General features: G+C 62.5%; 28 protein-coding genes. 8 read left to right on the forward strand and 20 right to left on the reverse strand.

Translation table 11 applies throughout. The features are described from left to right. Window positions 1–84: 84 nt before the first annotated feature. Window positions 85–483: a VOC family protein gene (locus AC3ANQ_RS02330; protein ID WP_488303626.1), complete on the forward strand. Its 399-nt coding sequence runs from the start codon at window positions 85–87 to the stop codon at window positions 481–483. 145 nt (window positions 484–628) lie between these two features. Then, on the forward strand, window positions 629–1408 hold the full coding sequence (locus tag AC3ANQ_RS02335) for a nucleotidyltransferase domain-containing protein (protein ID WP_488303627.1): 780 nt from the start codon (window positions 629–631) through the stop codon (window positions 1406–1408). Between the two features lie 75 nt (window positions 1409–1483). Here the strand turns inward: AC3ANQ_RS02335 and AC3ANQ_RS02340 are convergent, their stop codons facing one another. Next, window positions 1484–2197, reverse strand: coding sequence for a class I SAM-dependent methyltransferase (locus tag AC3ANQ_RS02340; RefSeq protein ID WP_488303628.1), 714 nt, complete (start codon window positions 2195–2197; stop codon window positions 1484–1486). Window positions 2198–2434: 237 nt separating this feature from the next. Further along, window positions 2435–3052 (reverse strand): GrpB family protein, encoded by a 618-nt coding sequence (locus tag AC3ANQ_RS02345; protein WP_488303629.1) that lies wholly within the window; start codon window positions 3050–3052, stop codon window positions 2435–2437. Window positions 3053–3173: 121 nt separating this feature from the next. Between AC3ANQ_RS02345 and AC3ANQ_RS02350 the strand changes: the two genes are divergently transcribed. Beyond that, window positions 3174–3464 (forward strand): antibiotic biosynthesis monooxygenase family protein, encoded by a 291-nt coding sequence (locus AC3ANQ_RS02350; RefSeq protein WP_488303630.1) that lies wholly within the window; start codon window positions 3174–3176, stop codon window positions 3462–3464. A gap of 138 nt (window positions 3465–3602) precedes the next feature. Here AC3ANQ_RS02350 and AC3ANQ_RS02355 read toward each other — a convergent pair whose 3' ends face one another. Continuing rightward, complete coding sequence (locus AC3ANQ_RS02355) at window positions 3603–4121, reverse strand: cupin domain-containing protein (protein ID WP_268020207.1); 519 nt, start codon at window positions 4119–4121, stop codon at window positions 3603–3605. A gap of 198 nt (window positions 4122–4319) precedes the next feature. Here AC3ANQ_RS02355 and AC3ANQ_RS02360 point away from each other — a divergent pair, with 198 nt between their 5' ends. Next, complete coding sequence (locus AC3ANQ_RS02360; RefSeq protein ID WP_488303631.1) at window positions 4320–4865, forward strand: MarR family winged helix-turn-helix transcriptional regulator; 546 nt, start codon at window positions 4320–4322, stop codon at window positions 4863–4865. A gap of 50 nt (window positions 4866–4915) precedes the next feature. On the opposite strand, the gene AC3ANQ_RS02365 is transcribed toward AC3ANQ_RS02360, so the two are convergent. The 13 genes from AC3ANQ_RS02365 to AC3ANQ_RS02425 all read right to left on the reverse strand — a co-directional run bounded on the left by AC3ANQ_RS02365 (window position 4916) and on the right by AC3ANQ_RS02425 (window position 16135). Next, window positions 4916–5716, reverse strand: a complete 801-nt coding sequence (locus AC3ANQ_RS02365) for an aspartate dehydrogenase domain-containing protein (RefSeq protein ID WP_488303632.1) — start codon at window positions 5714–5716, stop codon at window positions 4916–4918. 146 nt (window positions 5717–5862) lie between these two features. After that, complete coding sequence (locus tag AC3ANQ_RS02370) at window positions 5863–5985, reverse strand: hypothetical protein (RefSeq protein ID WP_488303633.1); 123 nt, start codon at window positions 5983–5985, stop codon at window positions 5863–5865. Between the two features lie 11 nt (window positions 5986–5996). Then, window positions 5997–7085 (reverse strand): Rieske 2Fe-2S domain-containing protein, encoded by a 1089-nt coding sequence (locus tag AC3ANQ_RS02375; protein WP_488303634.1) that lies wholly within the window; start codon window positions 7083–7085, stop codon window positions 5997–5999. Window positions 7086–7088: 3 nt separating this feature from the next. After that, window positions 7089–7307, reverse strand: coding sequence for a recombinase-like helix-turn-helix domain-containing protein (locus AC3ANQ_RS02380; RefSeq protein ID WP_488303635.1), 219 nt, complete (start codon window positions 7305–7307; stop codon window positions 7089–7091). Further along, complete coding sequence (locus tag AC3ANQ_RS02385) at window positions 7300–7923, reverse strand: alpha/beta fold hydrolase (protein WP_488303636.1); 624 nt, start codon at window positions 7921–7923, stop codon at window positions 7300–7302. Before AC3ANQ_RS02385 ends, AC3ANQ_RS02380 begins: the two co-directional genes overlap by 8 nt. A 15-nt stretch (window positions 7924–7938) precedes the next feature. Continuing rightward, window positions 7939–9585 carry a thiamine pyrophosphate-binding protein gene (locus tag AC3ANQ_RS02390; protein ID WP_488303637.1) on the reverse strand — a complete coding sequence of 549 codons (1647 nt, stop codon included), beginning with the start codon at window positions 9583–9585 and terminating at the stop codon, window positions 7939–7941. A gap of 88 nt (window positions 9586–9673) precedes the next feature. Beyond that, window positions 9674–10462, reverse strand: coding sequence for an SDR family oxidoreductase (locus AC3ANQ_RS02395; RefSeq protein WP_488303638.1), 789 nt, complete (start codon window positions 10460–10462; stop codon window positions 9674–9676). Window positions 10463–10547: 85 nt separating this feature from the next. After that, on the reverse strand, window positions 10548–11291 hold the full coding sequence (locus AC3ANQ_RS02400; protein ID WP_488303639.1) for an SDR family oxidoreductase: 744 nt from the start codon (window positions 11289–11291) through the stop codon (window positions 10548–10550). After that, window positions 11288–12103 (reverse strand): alpha/beta fold hydrolase, encoded by an 816-nt coding sequence (locus AC3ANQ_RS02405; RefSeq protein ID WP_488303640.1) that lies wholly within the window; start codon window positions 12101–12103, stop codon window positions 11288–11290. The genes AC3ANQ_RS02400 and AC3ANQ_RS02405 overlap by 4 nt, the downstream gene beginning before the upstream one ends. Beyond that, window positions 12087–13031, reverse strand: a complete 945-nt coding sequence (locus AC3ANQ_RS02410; RefSeq protein ID WP_488303641.1) for a VOC family protein — start codon at window positions 13029–13031, stop codon at window positions 12087–12089. Before AC3ANQ_RS02410 ends, AC3ANQ_RS02405 begins: the two co-directional genes overlap by 17 nt. A gap of 78 nt (window positions 13032–13109) precedes the next feature. Then, window positions 13110–14144, reverse strand: a complete 1035-nt coding sequence (locus tag AC3ANQ_RS02415) for a PDR/VanB family oxidoreductase (protein ID WP_488303642.1) — start codon at window positions 14142–14144, stop codon at window positions 13110–13112. A 3-nt stretch (window positions 14145–14147) separates the two neighbouring features. After that, window positions 14148–14495, reverse strand: a complete 348-nt coding sequence (locus tag AC3ANQ_RS02420; protein WP_488303643.1) for a RidA family protein — start codon at window positions 14493–14495, stop codon at window positions 14148–14150. A 44-nt stretch (window positions 14496–14539) separates the two neighbouring features. Then, on the reverse strand, window positions 14540–16135 hold the full coding sequence (locus AC3ANQ_RS02425) for an aldehyde dehydrogenase (RefSeq protein WP_488303644.1): 1596 nt from the start codon (window positions 16133–16135) through the stop codon (window positions 14540–14542). Between the two features lie 373 nt (window positions 16136–16508). Here AC3ANQ_RS02425 and AC3ANQ_RS02430 point away from each other — a divergent pair, with 373 nt between their 5' ends. Further along, a complete protein-coding gene (locus tag AC3ANQ_RS02430) occupies window positions 16509–17789 on the forward strand; it encodes an MFS transporter (RefSeq protein WP_488303645.1) in 1281 nt (426 codons plus the stop codon). A 163-nt stretch (window positions 17790–17952) separates the two neighbouring features. Here AC3ANQ_RS02430 and trmB read toward each other — a convergent pair whose 3' ends face one another. Then, window positions 17953–18876 carry a tRNA (guanosine(46)-N7)-methyltransferase TrmB gene (gene trmB / locus AC3ANQ_RS02435; protein WP_488303646.1) on the reverse strand — a complete coding sequence of 308 codons (924 nt, stop codon included), beginning with the start codon at window positions 18874–18876 and terminating at the stop codon, window positions 17953–17955. Between the two features lie 77 nt (window positions 18877–18953). On the opposite strand from trmB, the gene AC3ANQ_RS02440 reads away from it, so the two are divergent. Then, entirely contained in the window at window positions 18954–20240 is a 1287-nt protein-coding gene (locus tag AC3ANQ_RS02440; protein ID WP_488303647.1) for a CynX/NimT family MFS transporter, read from the forward strand. Window positions 20241–20312: 72 nt separating this feature from the next. Here AC3ANQ_RS02440 and AC3ANQ_RS02445 read toward each other — a convergent pair whose 3' ends face one another. Both AC3ANQ_RS02445 and AC3ANQ_RS02450 read right to left on the reverse strand, forming a co-directional pair. Then, window positions 20313–21605 carry an MFS transporter gene (locus AC3ANQ_RS02445; protein WP_488303648.1) on the reverse strand — a complete coding sequence of 431 codons (1293 nt, stop codon included), beginning with the start codon at window positions 21603–21605 and terminating at the stop codon, window positions 20313–20315. A gap of 28 nt (window positions 21606–21633) precedes the next feature. Continuing rightward, window positions 21634–22863 carry a M20 metallopeptidase family protein gene (locus AC3ANQ_RS02450; protein WP_488303649.1) on the reverse strand — a complete coding sequence of 410 codons (1230 nt, stop codon included), beginning with the start codon at window positions 22861–22863 and terminating at the stop codon, window positions 21634–21636. 143 nt (window positions 22864–23006) lie between these two features. On the opposite strand from AC3ANQ_RS02450, the gene AC3ANQ_RS02455 reads away from it, so the two are divergent. Continuing rightward, entirely contained in the window at window positions 23007–24062 is a 1056-nt protein-coding gene (locus tag AC3ANQ_RS02455) for an Lrp/AsnC family transcriptional regulator (RefSeq protein WP_488303650.1), read from the forward strand. Window positions 24063–24168: 106 nt separating this feature from the next. After that, window positions 24169–25638 carry an MFS transporter gene (locus AC3ANQ_RS02460; RefSeq protein WP_488303651.1) on the forward strand — a complete coding sequence of 490 codons (1470 nt, stop codon included), beginning with the start codon at window positions 24169–24171 and terminating at the stop codon, window positions 25636–25638. On the opposite strand, the gene AC3ANQ_RS02465 is transcribed toward AC3ANQ_RS02460, so the two are convergent. Further along, window positions 25635–26309, reverse strand: coding sequence for an SAM-dependent methyltransferase (locus AC3ANQ_RS02465; protein ID WP_488303652.1), 675 nt, complete (start codon window positions 26307–26309; stop codon window positions 25635–25637). The two genes, AC3ANQ_RS02460 and AC3ANQ_RS02465, sit on opposite strands and share 4 nt — an antisense overlap. Window positions 26310–26367 lie beyond the last annotated feature (58 nt).

The raw sequence follows: 26367 nt of genomic DNA on the forward strand, positions 1-26367 counted from the left end.
GATCCCTCACCGGATGCCTCCTCATCAACTGAGGAGACGGTGTGGGAACCCGCTGCCTGGCCGACACTGCGGAAGAATCGGTCCATGTCTGACGTCAGCATCGCCACGGTCACCCTCAAGACGCATCGCCCGAAAGAGGTCGCCCGGTTCTGGCGCGATCTGCTCGGCTACCGCATCGCGCCGAACCACAGCAACTCGGTCCTGCTGGTCGGTGACGATGGGCCAACACTCCTGATCCAACCCTCTGACCACCCTGCCGGACACGGGACGATCCACCTGGACCTCCGCGCCGAAGACCAGAAAGGCTGCGTCGACCGCGCCCTCCAACTCGGAGCCACACGAGCCGACGTCGGGCAGACCGGCCGCGAAGGATGGGTCGTCATGGCCGACCCCGGCGGCAACCAGTTCTGCATCCTGCAGTCTCGGGCCGATTACCAAGCCCTACTGGAAGACGACCCCGGAACCCCAACCCCGATCGACTGAACTCCCACTGGCCTGCTTCTTCCAGCCGTCCGGTACAGGATCCCTGACCGGACGCCGTAGCCAAAGACATGCGGCGTCCCGTTTGACCCGTGGCGGAGGCGTGCAGGTTTGGCGGCGCGTACTGTTGCTTCTTTATGCCCCTTGAATGACAGGTACCCCCGTGGACGATTCATTGTTCGTTGATCATGTGGCCGATCGCCTCGCCGCTCTTCCCGGGGTGCTTGCGGTATCGCTCGGCGGATCACGTGCAACGGGCACCAACGGCCCGTCGAGCGACTGGGACTTCGCACTGTACTACCGGGAACGTTTCGACCCAGATGATCTGAGAGCAGTTGGCTGGCCAGGAACGGTCTCCGAGATCGGCGGCTGGGGTGGCGGGATCTTCAACGGCGGGGCATGGCTGGACATCGATGGCCGCCGGGTCGACGTCCACTACCGGAACCTCGACGTTGTCGAGCACGAGCTGGCCGAGGCCCGCCGGGGCCGCTTCCATATTGAGCCGCTTATGTTCCATCTGGCAGGGATCCCGAGCTACCTCATCGTCGCCGAACTCGCCATGAACCGCGTCCTCCACGGCGCCCTGCCGCGCCCGGACTACCCGCAACTCCTGCGAGATACCGCCCCTGCTGTGTGGACTGATCGGGCACACATGACGCTCGGCTACGCGCGCAACGCATACGCCGGCACCGGCAAGCTCACAGAGATCGCCGGTGCCCTTGCCATATCCGGCGCGATGGCCGCACACGCCGTACTTGCTGCTCGCGGCGAGTGGGTCACCAATGAGAAGCGGCTCCTGGAGCGTGCTGGGCTGCGCGAGATGGACGAGCTCATCCTCGGACTACACACAGAACCATCCATTCTTGAAGGCACGATCGATCAGGCCACCCGGCGTTTCAAGGATGCTTTGGCCAAAGCGATGCACTAGCCCGCTCGGCAGGGTGAGTGTTCGAGCACAGTTGGGAATGGCGGGTTGGCCGTCCCGTTTACGGAACGGCCAACCCTATGCGGGACGTTCTGCCACGGCGAGGATGGCCTCCGAGGGCAGGTGTAGTTCGCCTCCGGTCGTGAGCTCCCCGGCGAGGCGGTAGAAGGTCTCTGTCATGCGTTGCCTGGTGACACGGCTTTGGGCTTGGTAGGTCGCACCGATGACCGCGATGCCGGCGGCCACGGGTCGCCAGAGATCTTCGGGTGTGATGTCGAAGGACCAGGATAGCTCGCCTGCGACAATTGATACGAAGCCGCACTCGGTCATGAGCCCGTCAAGCCCGGTCACGCTCCGCTCGAAGTCCTTCTCCGGCGGCAACCGCACCCCCTCAGTCCTGCGGGCGTTCGACTGGTCGATCACCTCGTTCCAGAGCGCGTTCATCGGGCTGACGGAGGCGGGCCAGATCGTGATCGCGGCAGGCGCACCCGGAGCAAGGACGCGGGCAAGCTCCCGGACCGAAGCGCGCGGGTCCTTCGTGGGGTTGATGACGAAGTTGGCTGTGCCCGCGTCGAAGGTGCCGTCCGGATAGGGCAGGTTCGGCAGTTCGCCTGCCACGAAGGTAAGTTCCGGGTGTGCCCGGCCGGCGTAGGCGAGCATGTCCTGGGAGGAGTCAACGCCGTCGACCGCGAAGCCACGGCGTGCCGCCGCTGCGGCCGCGGTTCCGGTGCCTGTGCCGGCGTCGAGGAGGCGTTCACCGGGTCTCGCCCGCCCGGTCAATGCCTCAAGCATGGGTTCGACGGTTCCGGCGCACAGTCTGGCGAAGGATCGGGCGTAAGCGTCAGCGGCGCCGCTCCAGGAAGATGACAGGAACGAAGGATACGGGCACGGGCATTATCCGGTGCGCTCGAACACTGTTCCACGGCCTCCCGACGAGACGCGAGGAAATGACCGACCGATAGCCGGACCTACAGGCTTCATATGTGTGCCAAGGCTTAGTTTTCGCAGTCTGAGACGGCTATGACCGCCTCAGCGCGGATGGGGGTCGTGGCGGCGGCCCGTATCAGCTGAAAAAGCCTTCTCGTAGACGTCGTAGACGAACTCGGCCTTGCTGCCGTTGTAATCGCCGCATCCAAAGCCCTGGCCTGCCAGGCCCGACTTGAGATCGCCGTACGCTGTTCGGTCATCCTGATGGGAGAGCAACCATTCGCGGAAGACAAGGTGCCGCGCCGGCTCAATCGCACCCGGCGAGAACACGTGGACGTTCGCATTGGGATACCCGAACGTCACGCAGCGGTGTTCCTCCCACCCGGGCTCTCGCGCTATCAATCGAAAACCTGCCGCTTCCAAGGAAGGCAGATACGCAACTTCGTCTGACGAGTCAGCGACGAGAAGATCAACATCGATGATGGGTTTCGCAGCAAGCCCGGGAATCGATGTGGAGCCAACGTGGTCGATCGACATTGCCCGATGCCCCAGCACATCCCGAAGTATCGATTGGATCTTCCCGAACTGAGAGATCCAGCCGGCATCGTAAGCGACGACTCCAGGCACGGAAACTTGCCGGGAGCCGACACGGGCCAGACCACGCACCCGCGTGGCCTCAGGGTCGAACGGTCTCCACAGCGGGTGAGTGTCCATATCCATCAGCGTATTCGACCTCATCCGGCGTCTGAATCCGGACCGTGTGAGAGCGCTTAGCAGAGAGTGAACGCGGAGCGGAACGGTGACAGGCGCGCATGGGATTCCTCTGTGTGAAACTGGTCCAATGATCACCGAACACGCGCTATTGCCAGTCATCCCCGGCCAGGAACACGACTTCGAGCTGGCGTTTAGCGAGGCGAAGCCAATCATCGCTTCGGTGGCCGGCTTCCGGAATTTGTCGTTATCGCGTTCGATCGAGTCACCGAGCACCTACCTGCTCCTCGTTGAATGGGATCGGCTCGAAGACCACACCGTCGGATTCCGACAGTCCGAACAGTACGGGAAGTGGCGCGCACTACTGCACCACTTCTACGATCCCTTCCCTGTCGTGGAGCACTACCGAAACGTCCTGTAAGGGGTCGGGCCCGTGCGGCGGATCGGGGACTAGCCGGGAGGGGACGTAGGCGCCACAGAGCACGCTGATACCTCACAGCTGTACCGAGAAGCGCGGGTACCAGCTCAAGCTGGTACCCGCGCTCCTCGGAGAACATTTCTAGCGAGTGACTCCGTGCATCTCGGAGGTCGGCGGGTAGAAGGGAATCTCCGGCTTTTTCGCACCGATGATTACGCAGATCAGCGCATCATCTTCGCTGACAGTGCGAAGGCTCCGTGGAACGCCTGCAGGAACACGAATCAGGTCGCGGTAGCCCAAAACACGACTGGCCGTCTTTGTGCCGTCCTCGACATCGTGGACGCTGAACTCCACCTGCCCCTCAAGGACAAAGAACACCTCTTCGACGTCAGGATGAGTGTGCTCCGGTCCTACGCACCCTGCCGGTAGAACCATGTTAGAGAACGTGAAGTGCTCGGCCTGGAGGATGTTGTTATCGTCCGAGTGGTCCCCGGTAGCTCCGGAGCCGATGTAGCGGACCTGGCCACGCCGGAATTTGTCTCCCATTTTCGTCTGGAACTTCAGAGTGTCAAAGTCAACGACACGGCTCTCACGGGACGCGATAGACGAATCGATGAGCTCTTCAAGATCTGTTGTCGGTGCACTTACGGTTTCGCTCATTGTTAAACCTCTCGGACTGGGGCGATGTAAACCAAAAACTGGCAGCAAAGCTCAGGAGCAATTCCCTCAACTCTAACTATCTCAACACTAAGGTAGATTGAGCTAAGTAACAAGACCCTGAGTGGAACTAGACTGAGTTAATCGATTGCTGAAAAGCTCAATGTTTAGATGCATTACTTACATCCAAAGGACAAGGCCATGCCTGACGATTCAACTGAAGCCGACGCCATTGACCGCATTCTGGCGGATTGGCTACGTGAACGGCCGGACTTGGATGCGAGCTCAATTGGCGTCCTCGGGCGGCTCTTGCGGCTGGCTAATCAGGTCCGCGCTGTCGAAAGTTCCTACTTTGAAGCGTACGGGCTGACACTTGCGTCCTTCGACGTACTGGCCAACTTGCGCCGCTCCGGGCCACCGCACCGGAAGACTGCCGGCGAGCTCGCGACCTCCTCCATGCTCACGACCGGTGGCATTACTTTCCGGTTGGACAGGATGGAGGAGCAGAACCTCATCGAGAGAGTTCGGACCCGCGAAGACCGTCGGGTTGTCTACGCCCAGCTGACCGCACATGGTAAGGCTGTTATCGATGAGGCATTCGGAAAGCATTTAGACAAGCAACGTCAAATGTTGAGCGGTCTGACACCATCGGAGCTCGATCAACTCGCAGCGCTGCTAAAGAAGGTAGAGGCATCGGTGGTTGCTTTTGATGTAAATGCGATGGAAGCGGTTGGCCGAGGCTCCTGAAGCGCTTACTGCCCGATGCGGGAGGCTGTAGTTCGAGGCGGTTCCTGCACTCATATCAGTCCACCCCGGCCACCGATAATGGAGTCCAGAGATCGTAGTACGGCGAACGGTACTACACCGCTTGTCCTGGGATTGTCCTCAGAAGGCTTGTTGCGGATTTCGAACCGGTATTCCCCTATGTTTCCAGAAGCTTCGATGACGTGGCTGGTCAGTTCCGCTGCGGGGTCTGCCCTTACTGTGACCGTCACAGCGTCCCAGTTGTTTACAGCGATGGCAACGGCCGCGCCAGCGTTTAGAGACTTGGGGAACAACAGCGCAGCTTCAGCGGCCGATCCTTCATAAATGTCCAGTGGGCCACGAGCATTGCGTATCTCCTCAACCAATGCCTCGTTCATCCAGGGCTGGACAAGGGAACCCGGCAGCTTCGTCGTCGTAATCGAGACTCTGTCATAGCCTTCCGCACGGGCGCCTGAGGACAAAAGGTCGAGGCCGCCGACTGCGCCAGATGTCAGGAAGAGCCGCCCCGGCCCGGCGGCGTTGAGCTGCTTTGCGAATTCTCTATCTGCCAGGGCACCAACAGACGTCACGAGCAGGTCAACACCAGCCCGGAGCACAACTTCGGCGTGTTCGACGAGTGCTTCCTGACCTGCACATTCAACCAGCAAGTCGCAGCATTCCAGAGCCTCCGCCAGGTCCAGCTGCTTCACCGGAGCACTATTTAGCGGGCTCCGGGAGATGACCCCTTCCAAGACAGCCCCTGTGACCCGTCCCTCAGTAATCCCAGCAACGACGGGTACTCCGATGGCGCCGTAACCGATAACTCCGACCCGGCAGCTGCGTGCTGGCTTCATGATGTCCTTCGAGTCTTGAGAGTAGGTAGTTAGTTCCGCTCGCGCAGGCGGTTCATGAAGCACAGTGTCGGGAATATTCTCGTCACGCCCGGAGGCACTTGTGCTCACTCGAATACCACTCTGAACTACCGGTGCTTTTACCCTGCTCAACGGCTTACCCTTTCGTTGGACTCGCTGCGCAGGCGTTCGCGCACCGGCAGGAAGTCATACGTCGGATATAACTCGGTGGAGAAGCACAGATCATGCCGCAGAAAGACGGTCAGCAGCATGGAGTCCTCCATTACAGGCCTTCCCCTCTGAGGACGGCGGCCTGCTTTTCTGCATCGGCTTCGTATACGCGCCTGATCCGTGCGACGCCGAGATCGTGCTGGTAGAGGTGTTCGTCTTTGTCAGCGTCGGCGGCGAGTGCTTCGAGGACTTCTCGGTCCTGTTCCAAGACTGCCCAGTGTTTTTCTTCAAGGGTGGTCTTGTACATGAACCGCCAGACGTCGCGCTCCCAGTCGGAGACGGTGCGGGTGCGCCAATGGAAAATTGCCGAGTTGTTTGCATCAATGGGAGTGGCCATGCCGACGATGCCAAAAGTCCCGCCGGGTCCTGCGGACTCGGCATAGGGGATTTCCAGATCGACGTAGTCCATGGCTTCGCGGCAGTATTCGACCCAGTCGAAGTTCACACCGCGCTGGTCCGTCTTCTCAAAGAAGAAGCCACGGTCGGTTTCGCGGATGCGGAAGCGGGCGCTGGTGTCTCCGCCGAACATTGAGTGTGAGTCGCGGTGAAGGAAAGCGCCGTGCATCGGATCCAGGACGTTGTCCATGTAGAAACGCCAGGGCCCCTTCCATTCCGCGAAGTTCGAGAACCAGGAAATTTCCGGATTGGCCAAGCGGTCCGGCAGCTTGAACTCCGTTACCTCGGAGTCAGTTGTCAGCGGCATGAACGCAAAGATGGTATCGGCTGCTTCTGCAACCGCCAGCGACGTTGTGACGGTTCGGCCTTCGAGGGCACATCCGGGCATGCCAGGAACGGAAATTACCGTACCGTTTCCATCGACCTGTACTCCGTGATATTTGCAGGCCACGCGGTCTCCGAGGTGCTGACCGACCGAGAGGGGAGCACTGCGGTGGGGGCAGCGGTCCTCAAGCATACGAATACGTCCGGTGGCGTCGCGGAACAGCAGCCAGTCCACGCCCAGGCGCTTGACCTTGACCATGTCCCCAACGCCGACGAAGCGGGAGGGGTAGATGGGGTACCATCGGTCCCGCAAGCCCATCGCTGCCAGTTCCTTGGCATCGACTTCGTGGCGGACGCCGACGACGTTCTTTGTCTTGCTCTTGCCGCCGGTGGGGCGTGCGGTTTGTGTTGTAGTTGTCATTTCTTATTCTCCCAGTCGTCGCATTTCGGCGCGGAAACGGGCTTCGTCCCACGGGCTGCCATCCGGAGCATTTAGACCGAGGCCGTTCAAACCTGCAACCACTCCGGGCAGATCTTTTGTGCCGCCGGCGAAGATCTCACTGAGTGCCCCGGCGAGTTTCTTCTCGTAGGGAGTTACACGCCCGGTGCGGGCCTGATTCGGTTCTAGGTACTGTTCAGGCACGGAAATCCTCCTCTGATTCGGCGAAGGTGTGCAGGCCTTCGGCGATGTTCATGAATGATGTGGCCCACTCGTTGAAAGAGTCAGCCCTTGTTCGGTGTGCGGGGACGGCGGTATTTTCGATAATGACGAAGACGCCGTTGTCGATGCCGCCGGCGATGCTCTGGGGCTCGGCGATGTCGCTGTCTGCCTGCGGCACGGCGGCGATAACCAGCGATGGGGCTTGAACGAGCTGGAGCGAATGGGCGTATCCCTCGATGGAGGTGTCAACCTCTGGGTCACCAAGAATCATGCTTTTGACCAGCTCGGGATAACGGCCGGCGAGCACGATCGTGCCGTAGACGGCACGGCCGGAGGCCACTAGGTGCACGGGGGTGACCCCGCCGTCCCGCAGCGCTGCCGCAGCGGCCGACACCCACGCTTCAAGCTGGTCTTCTGAGACAGTGGCGCCCAGAAAGGCGCCATCGGAGTTTTCCCAGGTTTGGGCATCGTAGGCAGCCACCTGCCGTGTGTACCACTCCCCGGCTCCGGTGCCGTTGTGAAGACAGACGACCCGGTGCCGGATTTGCCCTGGGTCCGCTTGCGGACTGTCCAAAATCAGTGGTTCTGTCAGTGCCATTTTCCTCTTCGTCCTCTAGTGGTTCCGGCTGGGGATATGCACCGGCGGCACAAACGCTCCCGGGGCTGGGTCCAGGGCCGTGACATCAATTTCGATAACTGCCGGTCCCCGAACTGCCAGCGCTTCCGCCAAGGCCTGGTCGAACTGTCCGGAACCACGGACCCGCCAGAACGGCAGGCGAAGTGATTGGGCCAACAGATCGAAGTCCGGTGTGTAAAGGTTCACGCCGGCTTCGGCGAAGCCGTTGGCCTTTTGCATGTTCCGAAGGACTCCGTAGCCGCTGTCATTGAAGACCAGCACTACGCACCAGGCACCCGATCCTCCTAGGGAGGCAAGCTCACCGAGGTGGACCGCCAGTCCGCCGTCACCGACAATCACCGCCGTGGGGATCCCCGGCCGGGCGCAGGCGGCGCCGATGCCCATGGCAAGTCCCTGACCTATGCCTCCACCGAGCGGGAAAATGTTCGTTTCCCGCGAGTAGATTTCTAGCAGGCGGTTGCCCCATTGGCTGGAGGGGATCGTCACGTCCCGGGCGATCACGGATTCGCGGTCAAGCCGCCGACGAACGCTTTCGCAGATCTCGGCATACCCGCCGATGTATTCGGTCAGGGCGGCCCGGACGTTGCGGCGCGTCGCGCGCACCCGCTCGGTCCAGCCCGTCTCGACGCCGGGGGCGGAGAGTTTCCCGACGATCTGCTCAAGCAGGATCCGGGAATCCCCCTCCAGCCCGACATCAGCCGGGTAGACCCGGCCGATGGCGGCAGGATCAATGTCAAGCTGGATGTGCGTGCCGGGCAGTGCCATGGAGTAGTGCTTCGTTTCGTTGGAACGGAAATGCGTTCCAACACTCAGCAACACGTCCGCGTCTTCGAGAAGTGCCAGGGCCTCGGGTGTGGTTGCGAAGTTTCCGATGACCTGATCGTGGTCTTCGGGTACAACGCCTCTGCCTGAATTGCTGGTCAGCAGCCCGGCGCCGAGGCGGTGCAGCAGCTCAACGAGGGCAGTACCGGCACCTGCGGCCCCGCCACCTGCCCAGATGAGGGGCCTCTTGGCCTGCGAAAGCAGTTCAACGGCTTCGGCCACAGCCTCATGGTCGATGGAGACTTCAGGCCGGCTGGGTGGGTCCGCTGGTCGCTGGTCCTCTGGCAGGGCCAGGTACTGAAGGTCAATGGGCCATTCCAGGCTGGACGGAGTGTGCGGGACGGACAGCAGATGCGCAATAGCTTCCTCTAGGTCCGCTTCGGCATCTTTGGCGTTGAAAATGGTCCGCGCGTAGCCCGATACTGCCTGAAGCATCTGCAGCTGGCGGGGGACCTCATGGATCACTCCCCGGTTACTTCCGAGGAATTCACTGTCAATCTGGCCGGTGATGTGTAGTACGCGGCTGCCTGCAGTCAGTGCCTCCACCATGGACCCTGCGGCGTTCCCGGCACCTGTGCCAGTGCTGGTCAGGGCCACTCCGAACTTGCCCGAAGCGCGCGCGTAGGCGTCTGCCGCATTCACTGCCGCAGCTTCATGGCGGACGGCGACGAAGTTCAGTTCCCGGTCCACGGCCTCGATCAGGGGAAGATTGTGGATGCTGATCACGCCGAAAGCGGTGTCGATGCCGTGCCTGCGCATGACTCGGACGAGGATGTCACCGCCGGTAGGGTTTTGGGGCATTTTCGTTCCTTGTTCCATGGATATGTCTCATCTCTTTCGTAGATCAAGGCTGGGCAGGCGATTCAGCCTGAGCCCGATGGCAGGCGCCTTAGACATAGCGGCCAACACCGCCGCCGACATCGATGGTGGCTCCTGTTGTATAGCCGCTTAGCGGGGATAGAAGGGTGAGAATGTGAAAGGCTACTTCTTCGGCTGTGCCGAAGCGGCCCAGCTTTACCCCCCGGTCTTTCGTGATCTCGGCGCTCCAGTCCGTGAATTCCAGCCCGCTGCCTGACTGCTCGAATCGCCGGCGCCACTGGCCGGTGTCGATCAATCCGAGCAGCACCGAGTTGACCCGGGTGCCGTCCGCGGCGAGGTCCTCGGACAGTGAGTGGCTCAGGTTCAACAACCCGGCACGCGCGGCTGAAGTTGCGGCCAGGCGCAGCTCAGGCTGGCGGGACAGGATGGCATTGACGTTGACCACTGAGCCGTGCGGTGACGCCGCCAGGGCAGCCCGTGCCGAGCGCACTATGTTCAACATCCCGAAGATCTTGAGGTCGAATTCGTCGCGGAACTGTTCGTCAGCCGTCTCATCCAGCGTGGCCATCAGGGAACGGCCGGCATTGCACACCAGCCCGTCAACAGCCCCGAAGCTCTCCAAAGTTCCTGCAACAAATGCGTCGGTTGCTTTGCGGTCAGTGACGTCGCAGGTAGCCAGGTAGATGGAGTTCTTGTCGGTCCAGACACACTGATCGAAAGCTGCCGCGAGGCGGCCGGCATCGCGGGCGCAAGCAGCTACTTTGGCGCCTTCTGCGAGCAGGTAACGGGCGGTAGCCAGGCCGACGCCGGAACTCGCTCCTGTCACAATGACGGTGCGGTCTTTTAATTGCAGATCCATCTGGTGGTCTCCTTGATCATCAGCCGGAGCCCGGCATCGTTGGGTGGTTTTGGGATGTGGGATGCTTCAGCAGGCGATAGCTGTCTTAATGCCCCATGACGAAGCCGCCATCCACCACGATGTTCTGACCGGTGATGAACGCCGCAGCATCCGAGAGCAGAAACTGGACAACCCCTGAGATATCCTCGGGCACCTGGTCCCTTTCCAGTACCCTGTTCTCCCCGTAAAGCCGGTAGCGGGAGGACGGCACGGATTCGGTTGCCTCGACCCTGATCAGGCCCGGCGAGACAGCATTTACACGGACCCCGGCTGCGCCCGCATCACGGGCCATGGTCCGGGTCATCGCCAAGACAGCACCTTTGGAACCGACATAGTGGACCAGACGCGGTGAGCCATACAGCGCAGCGTCGGAAGCGACGTTCACGATGGCGCCTGCCTGCTTTTGAGCCAGCTGTGGATAGAGGTACTTGCTCACCAACCATGTACCGAAGGCGTTCACAGTCATGACCCGCTGGAAGAAATCTTCTTCAAGGTCCCAGAAGGTGTCCCCGCCAACCCCGTCAGCAAGAGCCGCATTGTTGACAAGACCATCTGCCCCGCCCAGTTTCCGGACGGCATCGGCTAAGGCGGCAACAGAGGCCTTGTCCGCAATGTCGGTAATGATTGCCGTGGCATCGAAGCCGCGCTCCCGCAACGTGCCTGCTGCATGTTCTGCGATCTCGGCGTTTTTCTCAGCAATGACGATGCGATCACCTCCGGCTGCCAGCCGTTCAGCGATACTGAACCCCAGTCCGCGTCCAGAGCCGGTGATCACTATCAACCGTGTCATGAAAGCCTCTTCCAAAACTCTAGAATCGATGACGCCATCTCTGCGGGCTTCTCCTGCACTGCGGCATGGCCAGCGCGGGAAATGATTTTGAAAGAAGCGTCTGTTATGGATTCAGCGAGGATCCGGGATTCAGCCACGCCGGTAACTACATCGTCTTCGCCAACCAGGATCAGCGACGGTACCTGCAGAGACGGCAGTACATCCGATGTGTCGGTGGCTGCCATCATGGTTGCCGCGGCCGTGTAACCAGGAAGCCGGACCGCGGCCATTTCAGACCTGACCGCCGCGGCCGTGACAGCATCAGCTGCGGGCGAAAGCAGCCGGGGAGCTCGCCGGCCGGCAAAGGCTTCCGGCCCCAATTCAGCCAGTTCCGGGATGCGCGCCAGCATCCTGTCCGCCGTATCCCCGGTAACAGCCGAACCCCGGGTGCTGTCCGCTAGAACCAGAGAGCGGACAGCACCCGGTGCTTGCGCTGCCGCTTTGGTGGCGATAACTCCACCCCACGAGGTCCCGATCAGGTGGGCGGGTCCGACGGCGAGGGAAGCCAAAATCTGCAGGACGAGTCCGGAGTGGTCCACCGGGCCCCGCGGATCAGCAGATTCCCCGTAGCCGGGCGCATCCCAGCAGAACGTGCGGTAGCCGACCTCACTGAGCAGTTGCGCCAACGCCCCGCAGGACGAGGCATTTCCCCCAATGCCATGCAGCAGGAAGACAGGCGGTCCTTCACCGCGGACCACCAGCGATACGCCGTGGAGGGAAATACGGCTGTCCAGGTTTCCGGTGGCGGTAGCTACTTCAGTGGGCAGCTGCATGGCTTGCTGCATTTACCGAGGGAACGGTGAAGTAATCGGCGCTACCCGGAACAACCAGCGAGCGGTAGCCGTCATCGGGGATTCCGGCCATAGCGGTGCGAACATTTACGGTGGGCGGCCCGGCAGTTCCCCACTGGTCCGACAGCTCGGGAGTCCGCTTCCATGTACGGCACAGCCAGCTGTCTTCATCAACCTGCGCCACTTCAGAGGTGTACTCACAAACAAGGCCTGAAGGGTCGGTGAAGTAGGAGAAGGTGTTATCCCCGGGACCGTGGCGGCCTGGACCCCACTGGGGGGCAATACCGTGGGTTTTGAGTGACCCGATGCCGCGCATGAAATGGTCGATGCTCTGCATTTCGTACGCCACGTGGTTGACCGCTGTCCAGGGAGCCTGATTGAAAGCGATGACATGGTGCTCTGAATTGCACCGAAGAAATGACATCTGATGCTCGGACCAGTCCGAGACCCGCATCCCCAAAACTTGGGTGTAGAAGGCCGTAGCCCGGTCAATATCAATAGTGTTTAGCACGACGTGGGCGATCTTGCGCGGGATCGCCCGCCGCCCCGCAGGCTCTTGGTTGAGGACGGCGTGAACATCAGCGGAAAGCTCAACAAGTCTTCCCTCGGGGTCAACCAGCTGCAGGCCGTAACCGCCTGCAGCGTCGTCCAATGGTCCTGGCTGGCGGAAGAGGGGAATACCCAGAGCGGTGAGCTTAACTGCGGCCTGGTCCACCTCCTGGGGCGTAGCGACGGCGAAGGCCACGCCGCCGAGAGCGTTCTGCTGGCCCTTTTCCAGCTTCAGAATGTGGTGCTCCGAGCCGGTTCCACGGAGCCAGAAGCGGTCACTATCCTCTTCAACGGTGGAAAGGCCCCAGACCTCGTGATAGAAATCCTTGGCACGCGCCGTTTCCGGTACCTTCAAGGACACTGACCGAAGAGACCGCAATTTACAGACAGGCTCTGCTGCAAAGAAATTCATGGGGCTACCTTCTTACTTTTCGAGGGTTTAGAGGTCAAGAATCAGTTCGGACGAACGGCAACGCGAGACGCAGACGAACATGGACTTGTTTGCGGCCTGCTCAGCCTGGCTGAGGAGAAAATCACGGTGTTCCACGTCGCCGCTGATAACACGGGTTTCGCACGTACCGCAGATTCCCTCCGCACATGAGCTGGGAACGTCTATGCCGGCGTCGTTGAGAGCATCAAGGACAGATACATCGGGCCCCACGGGGATGCGTTGGCCGGTGCTGTTGCACACCACGTCAAACGCTGATTCGTTTTCCTTGGCGACGACGACCTTCTCAGGTGCCTTGAACCGTTCGATCCGAAGTTGGGCTTCGTCCCGCATGGCCCCGGCAACAGCCTTCAACAGTGGTTCCGGACCGCAGGCGTAAACCAGCGCATCGGGGCTCAGGGTTCCGACAGCCGCCGCCAGGTCAGGGTAACTGCCATTGGCCTCGTCATCGGCGTGGATGGTAATCCGGTCTTGAGGAAGGGCCACGATCTCAGGCAGAAAGGCCATAGTGGCGCGGGACCGGCCGGTGTAGAGCAGCGACCAGTCCGCCCCTGCGGCCTGAAGCTCCCGCGCCATGGAGATGATCGGGGTGATGCCGATCCCGCCAGCGACCAGTACGTAGCGTCCAGCATCTTCCAGCGCGAAGTTATTGCGCGGGCCTTCGACCTTGAGCAACGACCCTACCGGCAGGCCATCGTGGACCAGCTGGCTGCCGCCGCGCGAATCAGGCGTCCGCAGGACAGCCACTGTCCAGCTGGTCGGATTCAGCGGATTCGAGCACAGCGAATACTCGCGTATCAGACCGTTGGGCAGATGAAGACTCAGGTGCGAGCCTGGCTTCCATTGGGGCAATTTCGCCCCGGACGGATCAGCGAAGGTGACACTGGTGACCCCGTCTGCTTCCCAGGTCTTCTGCTGTACTCTCAGGGTCCGTGTGGTTGTCTCCCCGTTTACGGCCCGGTCACTGTCGGCAACCGGCTGGGGTGGTTCTTCCGGTCCCCGCGTGTTCAAAGTGGCGATAGTCATTGTTCACTCCTCGCCCCGGTGCGCTATGGCTTCAATTTCAACCGTCGCACCGTACGGCAGAGCAGAAACCTCCACGAATGTCCGGGCCGGCCGGGGCTCGCTGAAGAGCTGTTCGTAGTGGCTGTTGGCCTCTTCCCGCAAGGTCAGATCCGTGACGAAGTAGGTGGTCTTGACGATGTCCTGCAGGGACATGCCGATGGTTCCCAGCCGCTCAGAGAGCCTGGTTGCAGCGGCCTCAATGGCTTCAAGACGGCCACTGACGGGTATGTAGTTTTCATCAACGGACAACGCCCCGGACACGAAGCCGAAACCTCCGGCCTGGTATGCCGGGCTATACGGGTGAGCACTCACTGACTTGCCTTTCATCGGGGATGGATCGATAACTGCTGCGGATTTCATGCGCCGGCCCACGGCAAAGGTGCTCCGGAAAGATCTACGTAAATGCTCTTCTGGCGCATATAGGAACGGATACCGTCCCTCCCTTTTTCGGTTCCCAGACCGCTTTCCTTGATCCCGCTGAAGGGGGTAGCGATGCTGAACTGCTTATACGTGTTGATCCAGACAGTGCCGGCAGCAACGGCACGGGCAATGCGCCATGCCCGCCGGTAGTCTGCCGTCCAGACGCCGCAGGCGAGACCAAAAACACTGTCATTGGCCTGGGCGAGCAGATCAGCTTCATCATCAAAGGGAAGGACGACTGCCACCGGACCGAAGATCTCCTCCTGGCAGATCAGGTCTGAGTTCGCCACACCGGCGATGATGGTCGGCAGGTAGTATGCGCCCTTCTGTAGTTCCCGCTCGCTAGGCCGTGCACCGCCGCAAAGGACTTGTGCCCCGGCGGATCGTGCGTCCTCGACCACCTTTTCAACGAAATCTCGGTGGGCGTGGGCAACCAGCGGTGCAACCTGCGTGTCCGGATTGGTTCCAGGACCCACCCGCAGGGCTTTCGCACCTTCGACCAGGCGCGCCAGGACTGTTTCGTAGATGGCGCGCTGGATGAACACCCGCGAACCAGCGATGCAGCTCTGGCCGCTGGAGGAAAAGATGCCGTAAAGCACCCCGGCGACGGCCTGGTCCAGATCCGCGTCCGAAAAAATTATGGTCGGCGATTTTCCGCCCAGCTCCAGCGTGATCGGCATGATTTTCTCGGCTGCGATATGGCCCAGCTGCCGACCGGTCGAGGTGCCGCCGGTGAAGGAGACCTTGCCGACATCCCGGTGCCGTGCTAACGCATCCCCGACGGTCCGCCCCGGGCCCGGAAGCACCGAAAGCAGACCCGGCGGAAGTCCGGACTCGTCGCAGATCCGGGCGAGTAGCAGCGACACCCATGGTGCCCATACCGGTGGTTTGATCACGACGGCGTTGCCGGCGGCAAGTGCCGGGGCAACCTTTTGCGCGTCACTGGCAATCGGGGAGTTCCACGGCGTGATAGCAGCCACCACACCGATGTGTTCATAGGTGGAGATGCTCAGGTAATCCCCCCGAGGCGGCGTTAGTGAATCCTCCATGGTTTCAAGGGCCGACGCGGTGAAACGGAACGTGGCCGCAGCGCTCATTGCCAAGGCTCGCGTCTCTTTGAGGGTTTTACCCGTGTCCCGAGTCTGCAGAAAAGCGATGCGGGCCGCGTTGGCTTCGATAGCCGAGCCGATCCGGTGCAACACAGCAGCACGTTCGTGCGGCATCCTACGGGCCCAGCCTGACTCTTCAATGGCCTTCAGGCCGGCCGCGACCGCAACATCTACATCCTCAACAGTGGCACCATGGAGCGTCGCGAAGACCTCAGCGGTTGCGGGATCAACAGACTCGATCAGCGCACCCGCTCCTTGAGCCCAGACGCCGCCGACATAAATTTCATCCAGCATGTCCATGCCTGGTTCGAAGTCGCCAGAGGGCACGAATCCATCAGAATTCGTACCGGCCGGCCGGTCCACGATGCCCGCGCTGCTCAGCGTTGTCATCCTCAGGGTCCACCAATCTCTATAGTCACTCATGCTGGCCGTCGACGTTGTTCTCGACTTGTCCTGCAGGCCGTAGAAACGACCGAAATGTGAACTAGGTCATGCCAAAGAATATCAGCACTAAGATACTTGGTGTCAAGGAAATTGATGCTTGACCTTTAAGCACTAAGGAGATAAAACTAACGCAGTGCCATGATCTCCATCACACTTGCGCACTTCGCCAGTCCGCTTCTGTGGCTGGGCCGACAGCGAGAGAGCACATGTCAGGCTTGAACGGGGAAACGCCGTGACGTAGCCTGCGACGCGTGCGCCTCGTCCACGGCCTTGAATGGCGAGCCACCGATGACGTTGGCATGCCCCCGCTTCGAGACTGCATTCGAAGCCCTCACAACCTTAAGGATGTCCGATGGACACGATGAGCGAACCCAAGAAGGAAGAGACCAAACCGAATTGGTGGGTACTCTGTCTCGCATGTACCGCGGTAGTGCTCGATGGATACGACACGGTCGCGTTGGGCCTGTCCATACCGGCGATCGCTAAGAACTGGGGTGTTCAACCCTCGCACTTCACTCCTGCGCTCGCACTGACCAGCGCTGGAGTCGCTCTGGGGTATCTGGCGGTAGGGCGCCTCGTGGCCAAGCTGGGCACTAGAAACGTCATTTTTTCGGCGGTCGTGGTGTTCACCCTGGGTTCGCTGCTGACAGCGTGGTCGGGTTCGATTGTGGAGCTGACGGTTCTACGTTTCGTAACCGGCCTGGGACTGGGTGCCGTGCTGCCGGCCGCTGTCTCCCATGCGACCGCAGTCAATCCTGGTCGTATGCGTCAATCGATTGCGGTGGTCGTGATGACGGGCATCTCGCTCGGGGCTCTCATCGCAGGGCTGGCCGGGAGCGGTATCGTGGGCGCATTCGGGTGGCAATGGGTGTTCATTATCGGAGCTATCGCTTCTGCTGTACTTCTGCCGTTCCTGTGGTTCGGACTGTCCGGTAGCCACGTACCGAGCACGCCCAACGACGCGGCCGAGGCCAAGCATCATGCGTCAGTTGCGCGTCTGTTCGATGCTTCCGTACGAAGCAGAACGCTTCTCCTGTGGGCTTTTTCGTTCCTCATCTTCGCAGTGTTCTACGTGTTCTCGTCGTGGTTGCCGACCCTGCTCACCAGCTACGGCTTCAGCACCGGTCTAGCACCGCTGGGATCGGCGGCCCTGGGCATCGGAAGCATCATCGGTGCCTGCGTACTAATCCTAGGATCGCGCCGATTCCGGATGACGTCGGTCCTGGCTGGAACCTCGGCAGCGGCGATCGCGTTCCTAGCCATCTCTGCATTCCTCGGCCCGGACAAAGCGCTGCTGCTACTGGTCTTCGGTGGCGTCGGCCTCGGACTTCAGGCCGGTATGATCGGCCAGGCCGCCGTGGCAGTGACGCTGTACCGCCAACCAACGCTGACCGCCGGCGTCGGCTGGGCGGCTTCACTGGGCCGACTCGGATCGGTTGTCGGCCCGATCTTCGGCGGCGTCCTCATCGGACTCGGCGTGGATACCAGCATCATCGTTCTCTCAGTATGCGTGCCCGTGGTCATCGCGCTGGTGTTGGTGCTGATTTTAGGGCGGATCACAGCAGCCAAAGCACGGATTCCGATGTCAGCACACCTGGCGAAATCGCCCCTCACCGCGCCGCCTCGGACCTAGCGTAGACCCCGCCCCGCGCTGCCCCTCCCACAACGACCTGCGGGGGCAGTGCGGGACTCTACGCATAGGTTGAATCCTCATTCGCGTGCGCCAGTGGAATGCTTCCCAAGGCACTTAAAAGGCATCAGGCCAACTATCCAATAGCGGTCGCCTGCACCCCTGGTTAGATCCTGCGGTAACTGAGGTCGAAGATCATGCGTCCGGCCTCGTGGGCCTTGTTTTCGAAGCTGGTGCGGATCCGGCCATCGAAGCGTGGAGCCCACCCGCCCACGTGATCCACTCCCTCATTGGGACCGGTGTGCTCGGTGCTGACCGGTGCGCGGCCTTCCTTGACGGGTGCCCCGCCCACCATGGATTCGACTCCCGATTCCCACACCTGGGTGAGGGGGCTGTCCGCGCCGGTCCGCTCGCCGTCGTGCACGTTTTCAAACTCAGTGGAACCGGCAAGGACCTCGCGGACGTGGATGGCGTAGTTGGACCAGTCTGTGGCGATCCGCCACAGACCACCCTTTTTGAGGGACCGCGCAGCGAGTTCGGCGAACGCGGGCTGAATGAGGCGGCGCTTGTGGTGCCGGGACTTGTGCCAAGGGTCGGGGAAGAAGACCCAGAGCTCGCTGACCGAACCCGCGGGGAGCATGGTGGCCAGGACCTCCGGGGCGTTGGCTTCCACCACGCGGACGTTGCTGAGCCCGCGGCTGTTGATTTTGATCATGGTGTTGGCAAGTCCCGGGGTATAGACCTCGACGGCGAGGAAATCCTTGTCCGGGTTCTCCTCCGCCGCATGGCACACGGCATCGCCGAGTCCTGAACCGATTTCGACGATCAGCGGCGCCTTACGCCCAAATTCCGCCTCGGCGTCGAACACGTAATCCGGGTGCACCGAAGTGTTGGCTACATGCCGTGGAACCTGGATGGCCCAACGGTCCGAGTGCTCTTCCCACGCGGCCTGGCGGCGGCCTTGAAGGCGCGTCCCACGGCGCACGAAACTGACCGGCCGGCCACCATAGGTGCCGAAGGAGGCTTGGCTGCCGGGGGTCACGGGGCGCGGGGACTGCGGTGTTTCGGGGGATTCTGGGGTTTCACTCATCCCCCTCAGAATACCTTCGCACGGTCAAAGCCCCACGGCGGAGCCGGCGTATGTGGACAAACTGCCAGAATGGGCTGGTGACCCCCGCCTCAAGCGCTTCCAAGAACACCAAGCCGCATTCCGGCGTTCCCGATATCCTCGTCGATGCTGAGATCGATGAGGTTCCCGCCGCCGAGCCCACACAGATCAAGACTCGCCGTGGACTCGTCTTCCTAGGGATCTGTCTGGTTCTCATCGGTTTGAACCTACGGACCGTGTTCTCGAGCTTTTCCGCTGTCCTTCCGGAAGTTGCTGCCGACGCCGGACTGCCGGGCTGGGCTGTGGTGGTGCTCACCACTGTGCCAGTGACGTTGTTGGGTGTTTTCGCGCCGCTCGCCCCGATTCTGGCGCGCCGTTTCGGTGCCGAGAGAGTATTGCTCGGCGCGATGGCGGTGCTAACAGCGGGGCTGTTGCTGCGTCCCGTGGACCTCGCCGGTGCCGGGCACTTGCCCGCCCTACTTGCTGGAACGGCGGCGTGTGGCGCCGCGATAGCACTGTGCAACGTGCTTCTGCCCGGGGTGGTCAAGCGCGATTTCCCTCACCGGCTCGGACTCATGGGTGGCCTGTACACGACGGCGATCTGCGCTTCTGCCGCGCTGGGCGCCGGTTTCACCTACCCCGTCTTCACGGCTGCCGGGCACTGGACTTCGGCGCTGTGGTTCTGGGCGCTGCCCGCCGCCGTCGTACTTTTGCTTTTCTTGCCGCTGGCGCTCCGCCAGCATCCCGTCCGCCACAACGCCGCCGACGGCGGTGCGAACGTGTGGCGTTCCGCCGTCGCCTGGCAGGTCACCATCTTTATGGTGCTGCAGGCCATGATGTCCTTCAGTGTGTTTGCCTGGCTGGCGCCGATTCTGCGTGATCGCGGGATCGACGGCGGGACGGCCGGCTTGATCGTGTCCGTTTCGATCGTGCTGCAAATGCTGGGTTCATTCCTGGCACCGGGCCTGGCGGCCCGCTTCAAGGATCAGCGCGTCATCAATTCCGTGGTGGCCTTGATGACCGGTGGCGGCTTCGCCCTGAGCATCTTCGGCCCCACGGAACTGATCTGGCTCTGGACCGCGCTGCTGGGCCTCGGCCAGGGCAGCCTCACGGCCGTGGCTTTGACCATGATCATGCTGCGCACCCGCGACTCGCACACCGCGGCGCATCTTTCCGGGATGATGCAGGGCGTCGGCTACGGGCTGGGGTCTACCGGAACGCTGATGGTCGGCCAGTTGCACCAAGTTACGGGTGGCTTCGTGGCGGCCGGCATCCTGTTCCTCGTGGTGGGATCGTTGGCTGCTTTCTTCGGGTTCCGCGCCGGCCGGAACCGTTACGTCGACTAACCCAAGCAACTCGCAGCAGGTGTCGTTATGAGGGCTCATAACGACACCTACTGCTAGTCAGTTGGGAGAGTTTTAGTGCGTCAGGTCCTTGCCCTTGGTTTCCGGAATCGTGAAGGCGAACGCGATTCCGATGGCCAGCAGGATCACAGCGTAGACGTTGAACATGTTGGCCTGGCCGATGCTGCCCAACCAGGTCTGCAGGTACGGGGCCGTGCCGCCGAAAGCAGCGACGCAGATGGAGTACGGGACACCGACGCCCACGGTACGGATCTTGGTGGGGAAGAGCTCGGCGTACACGGCCGGGACAATCGCGGCGCTGCCGGCGATGAAGAACAGCATCACGGACATGCTGACGGCCAGCTGCCAGGGGGAATCCTTCAGGAGCCACGTCATGGGGAAGTGCAGCAGCGCCACACCTGCTGAGCTCATGATCAGCACGGGCTTGCGGCCGATGCGGTCCGACAGCTTGCCCCAGAACGGGAGTGAGGCGATGAACGCGATGTTGCCGATGACGCCGGCCCAGAGGGCTTCTCCGCGGTCCATCTTGAGGGTGGTTGCCGCATAGCTCGGCGCCACGACGCCCCAGATGTAGTAGACAACGGTGAGGCCGACGGTCAGGCCGATCACCTGTAGTGCCTGCTTGCGGTACTTGACGATCTGCGGCCACATGGGCTCACGCTTTTCCTTCGGCGCTTCGGCTTCGAACGCCTCCGTCTCCTTCATCTTGGCGCGCATGACCAGGGCGTAGATGCCCAGGGCGCCGCCCACCAGGAACGGGATGCGCCAACCCCACGCGTTCATGTCGGCCTTGCTCAGCACCCCGGTCAGGATTGCGCCCAACAGGGTTCCGGCGAGGATTCCGGCGGTGCCGGAGGTGTAGATGAGGGTCGCCCAGAAGCCTCGCTTTTCCTTGGGTGCCATTTCGGACAGGTACGTTTGCGACGACGGCAGTTCGCCACCGTGGGCGAGGCCCTGGATGAGGCGGGCCACCAGAAGCATGACCGAGGCCAGGGCCCCGACGGCCTGGAACGTCGGTGCGATGCCGATCAGCAGGCTGCCGAAGGCCGCCAGGCCGACGGCGAACGTCATGGAGGTCTTGCGGCCGATCCTGTCGCCGATCCAACCAAAGACGAAGCCGCCGAACGGCCGGGCCACGAATCCGACGGCGAAGATCGCCAGGGTGGAGAGCACAGCTGACGTGGGGTCGGCGTTGCTGAAGAGGGCGCTGGCAATGAAGGGCGAGAATGTGGCGTAAATAGCCCAGTCGTACCATTCGACGGCGTTTCCGATGCCGGTGCCAATGAGGGTCCGCAAATGGGACTTGTGAACCTGAACGGTGGCTGATGCGCCTACGGTGGCGGTCATGTCTTGCTCCAAGTGGCTGGGGTGGTGGTTAGTTGCTGGCGGCGAGGGTGGCGATGCGGGAGACCGCGAGCTCTGCGTAGAGCGCCGCACCGTCGGCCAGGACGCCGTCGTCGAAGGTGGCGTAGGGGGAGTGGTTGAACGGTGAGGTGGTGTGGTCCACGCCCCGCGGCACGGCGCTGAGGCCTACGAAGGTTCCCGGAACTTCGGCGAGGACCCGGGAGAAATCCTCCGAGCCACTGATTGGCGTGGCCCAGCGGGAGAGCCGCGAATCGCCGAACATGCCGGAGATGACGTTCTCCGCGGTGTGGGTCTCGTCCTCGTCAGTGACGGTCATGGGGTATTCGCCGCGGTAGTCGACATCCACCTCCAGGCCGTGCGCGGAGGCGATGCCCTTGAGGAGCTGCGGAACGGCGGTCATCATCCGGTCGCGGGAGGCTTCCGAGAAGGTGCGGATGGTGGCTTCGAATCGGGCGGATTCGGGAATGATGTTGCGCTTGGTGCCGGCCTGCAGCACGCCCACGGTCAGGACTACGGGATCGAACATGTTGAACTGCCGCGTGATCATGACCTGCAGCGCGGTCACCATTTCTGCGGCCGCCGTGACGGGATCCTTGGCTGAATGGGGCGCCGAACCGTGCCCGCCGGCACCCAGGATGGTGACGAAAAGCCCGTCCGAGGCGCTCATCATCACGCCTGGCTTAGTGCAGAACTGGCCATACGGTTCCAGGGAGGAGAAGACATGCATGCCATAGGCGGCGTCGACGCGGCGGCCTGCAGCGTCCAGGACGCCTTCGCGGATCATGTGGCCTGCGCCGTCGAAGCCTTCTTCGCCCGGTTGGAACATCAGGACCACATCGCCGGCCAGCTGATGGCGCCGTTCGGCCAGCAGCGTAGCGGCTCCGGCGAGCATGGCCGTGTGGAGGTCGTGGCCGCAGGCATGCATGGCGCCGTCGATCTTCGAGGAGAACTCGACGCCGGTGCGCTCCTGGACGGGAAGGCCGTCCATGTCGGCGCGGAGCAACACCGCTGGCTTCTGCGCTGACGCGTGCGGCGCACCGGGCGCGGTGCCGCGCAGGACTGCAGTGACCGACGTCGTGCTCTCGCCGAGGGTGATTTCGTACGGGAGTCCGTCGAGCGCCTTGAGCACCTTTTCCTGGGTGCGCGGGAGGTCCAGGCCGACTTCCGGTTCCTGGTGGAGCTCGTGGCGGAACCGGGCGATTTCTCCCTGCATCTCTTTGGCGTCTGCGGCGATCGACATCTGTTCTCCTGTTTCCTGAACGTTTGGTAAGTATCCATAGCCATTGTGGAGTGATTAGCCTCACAATCGTCTAAAGCCCTGAAAAAATTCAGGAACATGCCAGAATTAACAGGATTCACGCACCACCTAGGAGAGGATCGCTCATGGAACTCAGTGAAGAGGACCTCCGGCTGATCAATGCCCTCCAGATCTCGCCGCGGATCAGCTGGTCCGACGCCGCCGACGTCCTCGACGTCCATGCCACTACGTTGGCTTCCAGATGGGACCGGCTGCGCGAGTCCGGAGCGGCCTGGACAACGGCGCACCTCATGGGCGATCCCAAGAACGCCTGCCTTGCCCTGATAGACGTCGACTGCGAAATGCACCTCAGGCCCGAGGTCACTGCCGCGCTAACCGCGATTCCGGAGATCATCACGGTTGAGGAGGCTGCCAGCAACCGGGACCTCATGTTGACCGTGATCACCCAAGACCTTGGCGAGTTCAGCACCCGGCTATTGCCCAAGCTCAAGGAAATCCGGGGGCTCACCAAGTACCGGACCTCGCTCTGCACGCGGATCCACACCAGCGGCTATGCGTGGCGGCTCAATGTGCTGAGCCGGGCGGAGCAGCAGGCGCTGCGCGCCCTTGCCGGGCCGGAAGCGGCCAATCCGTCCGCCCCCAACGCGGTGGTCACCCCGCTGCCGGCGAGCCACATGGCACTTCTTCCCTTCCTCGCCCGGGATGGCAGGGCCTCCGCCGCGGAGATCGCACGTGCCCTGGGGCGCCACCCTGCCACGGTGCAGCGGCAGCTCGGCCGCGTGCTCGCGAGCCGGATGCTGTCCTTCCGATGCGAAATTGCCCAGAAATTCTCCGGCTTTCCCATGACGTGCCAGTGGTTCGCGAATGTTCCGGCAGGACAACATGAAGCCGCGGCCGCCGAGCTACGGGCCGTCAGGAACGTCCGGTTCACGGCCTCCACCACCGGCAGTACCAACTTTGTGATCATCATGTGGCTGCGCTCACTGGCAGAGATCATGGAGATGGAACTAGCAATCCAGCAGCGCATTCCCGGGATCGAACTCGTCGAAAGCGTCGTGATGCTGAGCACGGCCAAGCGGGTCGGCTGGATGCTGAACCCGGACTCGACGGCGACTGGCGCCGTCGTACCCACCGCCGCCGGTGAGCTGGTCTCCGCAATCGGGCTGACGACGACGGCTTGACTCACCGTCGGCGGTGAGCGCGCCTTCCGGGCTGCCGCGGTCCCCCGCGGACTCCCGCGCGCTGGGTCTGTGGCCCCAAACTCGTTTGGGCTTCTAGGCTGGGATGATGACTAGCCACGACGCGACAGCCGGCATCCTGCAACGCCCCTACCTTTTGGCCACTGCGGGTGCCTGCGCGCTGGTCTTCCTGGCAGCCTTCGAATCGATGGCCGTCACCACCATCATGCCGCTGGTGAGTCGCGAACTGAATGGCGCCGGACTCTATGCCTTGGCGTTCGCCGGTCCCCTCGCCACAGGCGTCATTGGGATGGTGGCCGCAGGGAACTGGGCGGACCGGCGTGGGCCCGCCGCTCCGCTGTACGCTTCCGTAGCACTGTTCGCAGCAGGACTGCTCGTCGCCGGTACCGCGGGTTCCATGTCGATGCTCGTCGCTGGGCGGCTCGTCCAAGGCCTCGGCGGCGGCGCCATGACGGTCGCATTGTACGTGGTGATCGCAAGGGTTTACCCCGCCAGGCTGCACGCCCAGGTCTTTGCGGCGTTCTCGGCTGCCTGGGTCATTCCTTCGATGATCGGGCCTTTCGCGGCCGGCGTGGTGGCCCAGTTGAGTAGCTGGCACTGGGTCTTCCTGGGCGTCGTGGGCCTGGTGGTTCCGGCGCTTGCAATGATCCTGCCCGCCATGCGCGGCATGCGTTCCGCGCCGGACGTGCGCGAGGCAGGCTCTTCGAAAACCGCGCCGCGCCCAGCAAAGCCTGGCACCGCGGACGTTCCCTGGGCGTTCGGCCGCATGGGATGGGCTGCGCTCGCAGCCCTTTCCGTCCTCGGCCTGAACCTGTCCGGCCAGTTGCCTGGCGTGGGCTGGGTGATCGCCGCCGTCGCGCTCGTCATCGCAATGCTGGCCGTGAAGCCATTGGTTCCCCGCGGCACCCTCGGCGCACACCGCGGATTGCCGAGCGTCATCCTGATGCGTGGAATCGCCGCAGCCGCGTTTTTCGGCGCCGAGGTCTATGTTCCGTACCTTCTCACGGAGCGGTACTCCTTCACCCCGGCGTTCGCAGGGCTCGCGCTGACTGGATCGGCCCTCGCCTGGGCAGGAGCGTCCGCTGTCCAGGGCCGGCTGGGTTCCAGGCTCGGGAATGCCTTGGCTGTCCGGATCGGTTCAGCGCTGGTGCTTGGTTCCGTGGCCGTTGTCCTTGTGACCACGGTGTTTGCGTGGCCGGCCGCGGTGGCGATTGCAGGCTGGCTCTTCGCGGGCGCCGGTATGGGCCTGATGTACCCGCGCCTGAGCGTCATGACCTTGGCCCTCTCCCGCCCCGAGGACCAAGGCTTCAACAGTTCGGCAATGTCCATTGCCGATTCCCTGGGAGGCGCCCTCTCGCTCGCGGTGACTGGACTCGTCTTCAGTGCGCTGACGACGACGGCGGCCTCCTTCTCTGGCGTGTTCGCACTGACGTCGGGGATCGCCGTCGTCGGACTCATCATTGCGCCGCGCGTGGCGGGCAGGCGGCCTCCGGGCGGTCCGGGTGGTCAGGGCGCGGAGGCTCACCGCGCCGAGGAAGCCGACGACGTAAGAGCCTAAGACTTTCTGTGGGCCCGGAGCACGCTATCGACGGTGGTGGCCTGCTGACCGTCCGGACCGGTCACCACGCGTTCCCGGGAATCGGCGACGTTGATCCTCCACGAGCCAGGGCCGCGGGTGAGCGCCTCTACTGAGTCCTCGGGAGTGAAGAACTTGTCCTTCATTTCCTTGTGCGCGCTCCACGGAGTCAGGCCCTCCGGGTGATGCCCGACCACAAGCAAAGCCCCGCCGGGAGCCACGGCTGCTGCGGCCGAGGCAAGGGAATCGCGCCACGGCAGAAGCGGAGAATGAAGGAATTGGGCGGACACCAGATCAAAGGCCTCGTCCGGGCGCCACGTTGCGAAGTCCCTCTGCAACCAAGTGATCCGGTCCTGTAGCCCCGCTTCGATCGCGTGGGCTGCTGCCCGTTCAAGCGCGACGGCGGAGACATCCACGGCGGTCACCGTCCAGCCATGCTGGGCGAGCCAGATGGCGTCCGCGCCCTCGCCGCAGCCCAGGTCCAGGGCGGTGCCAGGAGTCAGGCCTGCGGCTTCCGCGATCAGCTGCGGATTGGGATTCCCGCTCCACCTCTTCGCCTTTTCCTGGTACACCTCGTCCCAGAACTGCGCCGCGTCAACGTCGTGGTTCGGTTCGCTGTGAAGGTGGGCTCCGCCGTCGTGCTGGTGCGTCATGGCTCAAGCGTGCCCTGACTTGCTCCCGCGGGGCAACGGCCGCCCACCCAACTGGCTC

It is taken from the genome of Arthrobacter sp. DMZ02-1R, assembly GCF_057747935.1.